The 6545-nt window shown below is 29.3% G+C and carries 4 protein-coding genes; 1 reads left to right on the forward strand and 3 read right to left on the reverse strand.

What is annotated here, in order from left to right; genetic code table 11:
- Positions 1-215: 215 nt before the first annotated feature.
- Genes R3X25_RS15045 through R3X25_RS15055 form a run of 3 tightly spaced genes read right to left on the reverse strand, consistent with a single transcriptional unit; the run spans position 216 to position 3838 of the window.
- Positions 216-1256: a glycoside hydrolase family 43 protein gene (locus tag R3X25_RS15045; RefSeq protein ID WP_317675794.1), complete on the reverse strand. Its 1041-nt coding sequence runs from the start codon at positions 1254-1256 to the stop codon at positions 216-218.
- Between the two features lie 11 nt (positions 1257-1267).
- Positions 1268-2698 carry an MFS transporter gene (locus R3X25_RS15050; protein ID WP_317675795.1) on the reverse strand — a complete coding sequence of 477 codons (1431 nt, stop codon included), beginning with the start codon at positions 2696-2698 and terminating at the stop codon, positions 1268-1270.
- Positions 2699-2704: 6 nt separating this feature from the next.
- The gene (locus R3X25_RS15055; protein WP_317675797.1) at positions 2705-3838 is read right to left on the reverse strand and encodes an endo-1,4-beta-xylanase; all 1134 of its coding nucleotides are present in this window, start codon (positions 3836-3838) and stop codon (positions 2705-2707) included.
- 1634 nt (positions 3839-5472) lie between these two features.
- Between R3X25_RS15055 and R3X25_RS15060 the strand changes: the two genes are divergently transcribed.
- On the forward strand, positions 5473-6545 hold a 1073-nt coding region (locus R3X25_RS15060), incomplete at its 3' end, for a PKD-like domain-containing protein (protein WP_317675798.1).

Genomic DNA, 6545 nt, shown 5'->3' on the forward strand with positions numbered 1-6545 from the left:
AGTTAAAAAAGTAATTGCTAGAAAATAAAAACATAAAAATAAATATGTTTTTAATTAAGGTTCGTAAGCGTCTTTAAATTTAAAGGCGCTTTTTTTTACCCTAAATTCTAGTTTTTGATGATAATTAATATTTTTAGAATATAAAAATTTGATTCAATGTTGTAAATGATATAAAAAGAGCTCAAAATTGAGCTCTTTTTTCTAAACAAAAAACATTAATCTAATTTATATGGTTTTATAGGAACTATAGTTCCATCTTTTCTATAAGTTATTTCAGCAATTTTAACAGATCTTAAATGTGTAACTCCTTTTGATAGTGAAGAGTCGTGGTAAAATAAATATGATTTTCCATCAACATCACATACCGAGTGATGGCTTGTCCAACCAACAACAGGTTCTAATATTTTTCCTTGGTAGGTAAAAGGCCCGTATGGATTATCTCCAATGGCATAGCATATAAAATGTGTATCTCCAGTAGAGTAAGAGAAGTAGTATTTATTGTTGTGTTTGTGTAGCCAAGCAGCTTCAAAAAATCTACGGTTGTTGTCACCTGCTAATAATAAATTACCATTTTCATCTAAAATTTCAAGCTCTTTAGGTTTTTCAGCAAATTCTAATAAATCATCAGTCATTTTTGCAACATAAGGCAATAATGCAGGTTCATTATCTTTAGGTAAAAAAGCTGTTGGGCTATCAGGTTGTTCAGCATTAAAAGTTCCAGTTCTCCAACGTTGTAACTGTCCGCCCCATAAACCACCAAAATACATATAGTAACTACCATCGTCATCTTTAAAAACAGCAGGATCTATAGAAAAACTTCCTTTTATCGCTTCTGGTTGTGCAGTAAAAGGACCCGTAGGAGATTTACTTGTTGCTACTCCAATTCTAAAAATTCCGTCGTAAGCCTTTGCAGGAAAAAACAAGTAATATTTTCCGTCTTTTTCATTGGCATCTGGCGCCCATAATTGTTTTTCAGCCCAAGCAACATCATCAGCGTGTAACACCAAACCATTATCTATTGCTTCACTTTCTATACTATCCATAGAAATTACATGGTAATCTTCCATAGCAAAATGGCTTCCTAAATCATCAAAAGCTTCTCCTGCATCAATATCGTGTGAAGGATAAATGTATATTTTTCCATCAAAAACGTGTGCTGAAGGATCTGCAGTGTATATATGCGATACAATAGGTTTTGAAATCGCTTTTTTATTTAATTCTTCAAAATTAATATGTTCTATATTTTCTTCTGGCATTGTATTCTAATTTAATTTGTTCTTCTTTCTTTTAAATCTTGCTCAATTTTCACTTCTAGTTTTTTGTTAATTTCATAGAAAAACAACAAACCAGTTCCTATTAAAAAAGGAATAGCGGGATAAATACTGACAAGCATTTTACTTCCTAAAATGGCACTTTCTGTTTGTACTTCAAGATTAGCATTGTATCCATAACTACCTAAAATACCTGTAACTAAAGCACTACCAATACTTAAACCTCCTTTTAAACCAACCATCATTGCCGAAAAAATAATAGCCGTAGCTCTTCGATTTGTTTTCCATTCAGAAAAATCTGCAACATCTGCAATCATAGCCCATAAAAGTGGAATTGTAATTCCGTAGAAAAAACCGTGAAATATTTGAGAGATAAACATTGTTCTAACAGAAGTAGAAGGGAAGAAATAGAATGCTAAAATGAATATTGTTGAAACAAATAAGAAGATTCCAAAAACATCTCTTTTACCATATTTGTCTGCTAGTTTTTTAGAGAACATTATTCCTACAATCATAAAGCTAATTCCACCAGCATTAAATAGTCCAAAACCTGCAGAAACTGGATTCTCACCAAAGAAGTTTAAACCAATTTCAGACAAAAAGTTTAATATAGGTTGAAGAAAAAGCGTTAACTCATTTTTATCTACATAGTTCTCGAAATAGTAAACATACGAGCCACCTTTTATAGCCAATGTAATAAATACTAATGTAGTTAAAGTTAGCATTATTAACCAAGGTTTATTTTTTATAAGATCACTTAAATCTTCTTTTAAACTCGATTTTTGCTCTGGCTTTGGAACAATACGTTCTTTGGTTGTAAAAAATGTAATTAATAACATAATGGTTCCAATAATAGCCAGCCAGGTCATAACAATTTCTATACCTACGGCTTTGTCTCCACCACCGGCAGTTTCAATAATTGGCAACATAAATACTTGTACAAAAAATTGAGCTATCATAACAGCAACAAATCGATAGGATGAAATGCTATTTCGCTCGCCCATGTCTCCAGTAATTACTCCACTCAAAGCAGAATATGGTAAATTGTTTGCAGCGTACAACATTAATAACAAAGTGTAAGTAACAACGGCATAAATTAGTTTTCCTTTATAATCGAAATTTGGTGTGCTAAAAGCTAGTAAAGCGATTGCACCAAGAGGAATGGCTGTCCATAAAATCCAAGGACGAAACTTACCCCATTTTGTATGAGTTCTATCTGCAATAGCACCCATTATTGGGTTGAATGCAAATGCAGCTACCAAACCAACTGAAAGTATGATTATGGAAGCATCATGGGGTTTTAGACCATAAATATCTGTATAAAAATAAGCTAAATAGGTCATTAGTGTTTGAAAAACCAAGTTTGCAGCAAGGTCTCCAAGACTGTAACCAATTTTCTCTTTAATTGATAATTTCTCGTTATTCATTGTAGGTTAATTGTTGAGGTTTAATAAAGTTTTGTAAGCTTCTTTTTGTTGAAATTTTCTATCAAATAAAAGAGGGTGATTTGTTCTGCCTTGAATTGGCCAATTGTTTAACCAAGAACTGCCATCGTTTACACCCCAAAAAGTAACTCTATTAATTTTATCTTGATGTTTTAGGAATAAGTTAAAAAGTTCCTCATATCGCTTTGCTAGTTTTTGCTCCATTTCTTGTGGAAAATCTGAACGGTAAGGATCCATTTTCACATCACCTTCGAATTGCTCATAGTTTTGTTCAACAGCAGCGCCATTTAAATCCCAAGGATTTGGTAATACGGTTACATCTAATTCTGTAAAGCTTACTTTTAGGCCTAATTCTGCATAAGCAATAATGCTATTTTCAATATCTTTAATAGAAGGTTCGGTTAAACCGTAATGGGCTTGCATTCCAATGCCATCGATTTTAATTCCTTTTGCTTGAAGTTTTTTTACTAAACGAACAACTCCAGCACGTTTTGTAGGTTTCCAAAGGTTATAATCGTTATAGATTAATTCAGCATTAGGATCTGCTTTTGCAGCTAAATTAAAGGCAAGATCAATATAGTTTTCACCCATAACGTTGTAAAAGTTGGAAGTTCTAAAAGTCCCATCTTCATTAAAAGCTTCATTAACAACATCCCAAGTATTAATTTTTCCTTTATATCTGTTAACTATTGTGTTTACTTGGTTTGTTATGTATTTAGTCATTAAAACGCTGTCTTTAACTTTATTCATAAAAGGTGCAATTTGCGAATGCCAAACCAAGGTATGCCCTACAATGTTCATATTATTTTTCACACCAAAATCCACATATTTATCAGTCATGTCAAAGTAGAAAGTGTCAGGTTTTGGATGTACATACATCCATTTCATAATATTTTCAGGAGTAATGGTGTTAAACTCTTTTTTAATCAAATCAACTGCTAGGGTATCAGTTTCTAATAGTTGATTGTCGTTAATAGCAGCACCTATATAAAAGTTGTTTTTAAATTTGGTTTTAAGAGTTGTTTCTGCTTTTAAAGAATTTTCTTTTTTCTTTTCTGTTGTGCAATTAATAGTAAGTATAATAACAGTAAAAAGTAGTAGGATTTTAGTTGAATTTATCATTTTGGTGAATTCGTTAATTTTAAAATGTATTAATAAAATAATAGATTTAAAGTCTCTTAATTTTATATGATAAATTTATTGTATGTAAGTGTAAATGAGTAAAACGGAAAGAGCAAACAATATTACATTTGTTGTAGAAGTACTATTAATAGTATTTAGAGCTATATTTAAATTTTAAAAGCTAGAAGTTTTGTGATGCTATGTTAAAATAATTTTATTAAAAAATAAACTTTTTCACAATTCATAGTCTTTATTTTACATAAAGAATATACGTGCTGATATCCTTTATTATTATTTATAAAAAATGTAAGCAACTACATTTATTAAATTCTTCTTCTATATTGTTTGGTAAATGTTTCAATAATTCAAAATTTTCTTCTGATACACAGACAATACAAATAGGCGACCTTCTTTAGTTTTGTATTTGTGCGCATCTCCATAAAATGGAGTGACACGTTTTAATCTTCCTGTTTTTGGATTTCTGTAAGAAAAATAGACATACCAACGTTTTTTTTAATCTCCATTGGCATTGTAGATTTTGGGGTTCGAATAATTCTTTTTCATTTGCAAATCGTATGCACTTTCGTATTCAAAAGTAAGAATTTCATGAAAATTAGACATAAAAAAAGCAGTTTAGAAAGCTAAACTGCTGATTTATATGGTTTAAATGTTTGTAGCGTGATGCAGAATTGAACTGCAGACCTCCGGGTTATGAAATTGGAGGATAATTTTTAAAAAACCTGATAATCAGCGTTTTAAATTTGCTATTTTTTTAAATCGTATGCAGAATCGTATACAGTTTTAACATTTGTTAATAATTGTTTTGTTACTACAATTTTACAGTTTTTTGTGTGAATAGAACAAGAATTAATTATAAAATTTTAAAGAGATAGTAAATTTAAAAAACGATAAATTTTAATTTTAAGACTTTTACTCATTCCTTTACATATCAATCATTTTAATATTACTTTTATATGCTATGGTAAAAGTGATTATAATTGACGATGAAGCTAACGTTTAAATTATATTAAAAAATACAATAAATAGATTATTCCCATTGCTTATGAGAAATTTGCCTTAAAAGCAATAAAATGTAGTGCACTAGATTATTTATTAAAGCCAATTGATCATTTAAATTACTTAAAATAATATTAAATGTTTCAACTAAATTTTCTTTTATATATTTTTAAAAAAATTATTTTATATACTTATCAGAAAAAAAATTATTAAATAGCCAAAGGTGTTCAATTATTTGGAATGTATTTTATTTATGAAGCACACCTTACATTAAATATAAAGTATTTTTTATTTATACTATTTGTTTTTACTTACTAAAATCGTATATTTGCTTAAAATCCCACAATTATATCCCCCTTTAAATGTAATTAAACTTTTTGAAATTAATTAAAGTTGAAAGCATTTTAAGAACTATAAAGTATAATTATTAGTTTCTTTTTGATCCCTACAATTCTATCTCCCCCAATAGAATATGATTTAAGCTTACAGCTTTATTGTAAGCCTATAATATTATTATATCGATAAAATATTAATTCATTTTTCTGCTTATAAGTTTATTTTAAGTAAAATCTAGTTGGTTATCAATTAATAGTGCTAAACATCAAAAATATTTAAAAATGAAAAAAACTATACTTAAATCAGCATTGAATATTATATCATTTTTGCTATTTACAACTATTGGCTATTCACAATTTACAATGAGTGAATTCACTGACGATTGTATTGGTTCAGATTCAGGATGTACTGCAAACTCAATTGAAATTACAAATGCATATATAGGTAATGGTGATGATGGATCGGCTATAACAGATTGTTCCGATATACATGACATAAATGATGTTTGGATAATGATAAGTGTAAGTAAAAATGGAAAAAAACATGATTTATTGGCTCAATTTTATTTAACAGATGTTAAAGCCGCTAATCCAACACCTGAGCTTAAGAAATATGTTTATTATACAAGTTCAGCAGGAATTGAAACTGGGTTTTATAAAACATTTAAAATAGATAACTATTGTATTAATGGAGATGTAGATAAGTTATACAGTTTAAATGATGTTCTAGTTTCTTGGGATACTTCAGGTGATGGTGTCGCTATTTGTCCTGATATTAGTACTTCTCAGTGTAATGGAGATATTCCAGATATAATTGTTGAAGGACCTTTTAGTGCTGGTGGTAGTGCTCCAAATATTTTATGTTTTGGTGAAGATACAACAGCTAATATAGTTGCAAGTGGAGGTACACAACCTTATACTATCACTATTAGTGATAATCCTAGTGTTCAAAACATTCCTTTTGATGGAAATGAAGATTTTCAAATTACAGCTAGTTCTATTATTACTGTTTCGGATAGTAATAATCACTCTGAAACTTTTACAATAAATGTTAATGAAACACAGGAAATAATAGAAACTAATTCTGAAATTACAATTGATAGTGGAGATTTATTTAATGAATCTTTAATTGATAATGTTAATGTTCCTAGTACTTTCAGTTGGCAAGCAGTTAGTAACGCTAATATTGATGGAGAAACAACTACTGTGTCTACTTCTGATACAATTACTAATACTTTAATTAATTTAACAAGTACATTACAAACTGTAGTATATGTAGTTACCCCAACGTCAACACCTGATGGTTGTGTTGGAGATGATTTTACTATTACAGTACATGTGACGCCTAATGCTAG

It is taken from the genome of Lutibacter sp. TH_r2 (genome assembly GCF_033101135.1).
Classification (GTDB): domain Bacteria; phylum Bacteroidota; class Bacteroidia; order Flavobacteriales; family Flavobacteriaceae; genus Lutibacter.

Excerpts from the sequence above, each read along its gene's own strand:
- R3X25_RS15045 (WP_317675794.1), bottom strand. The coding sequence starts at position 1,256 with ATGCCAGAAGAAAATATAGAACATATTAATTTTGAAGAATTAAATAAA.
- R3X25_RS15050 (WP_317675795.1), bottom strand. The coding sequence starts at position 2,698 with ATGAATAACGAGAAATTATCAATTAAAGAGAAAATTGGTTACAGTCTT.
- R3X25_RS15055 (WP_317675797.1), bottom strand. The coding sequence starts at position 3,838 with ATGATAAATTCAACTAAAATCCTACTACTTTTTACTGTTATTATACTT.